This is a genomic window from Actinomyces sp. S6-Spd3, assembly GCF_000758755.1.
Lineage (GTDB): Bacteria > Actinomycetota > Actinomycetes > Actinomycetales > Actinomycetaceae > Pauljensenia.
Genome location: NZ_JRMV01000132.1, coordinates 1 through 542, shown reverse-complemented (window position 1 = coordinate 542; position 542 = coordinate 1). Strand labels below are relative to the sequence as shown.

Annotated in this window: 1 protein-coding gene; it reads right to left on the bottom strand. The window is 57.6% G+C overall.

The window, feature by feature from the left end; all coding sequences use genetic code 11:
• Nucleotides 1–85 precede the first annotated feature (85 nt).
• Nucleotides 86–542: HAD hydrolase-like protein (locus tag HMPREF1627_RS00795; RefSeq protein WP_034500345.1), on the bottom strand; the 457-nt coding region annotated here is incomplete at its 5' end.

Below are 542 nucleotides of genomic sequence, written 5' to 3'. Positions count from 1 at the left end.
GATAACGTGTTAAAAATTTCGCGAATTTTGTACACGTCGCGGAAACGTGTACAAAATTTCAACACTTCGCGAGGTTAGCTACGTCCTACTCGCCGGATTCTTCGAGCAGTCCGGCTTCTTTGGCTAGCCGGTGGTTTTCGCGCACAACCTCGATCATGTCGGCAATCGAGTTCTTGGTGCGGTAGGGACGGAACGGGAAGCTCTGAATCTCGCTCTCGCTCGTTGAACCACTGAGAACGAGGAAGGTGCGCAGTCCCGCTTCGATGCCGGCTTGTACGTCGGTGTCCATGCGGTCACCGATCAGGGCGGTGACTTCAGAATGGACGCCAATCTTGTTGAGGCCGGCGCGTAGCATCATCGAGTTGGGCTTGCCCAAAAAGTAGGGCCTGCGTCCGGTTGCTTTGGTGATCATCGCGGCCACGGATCCGGTTGCGGGCAGGACGCCCTCGTCGGAGGGGCCGGTGACGTCCGGGTTGGTAGCGATGAACTTGGCGCCTGCTTCGATGAAGCGGATAGCCCGGGTGATGGCGTTGAAGTCGTAG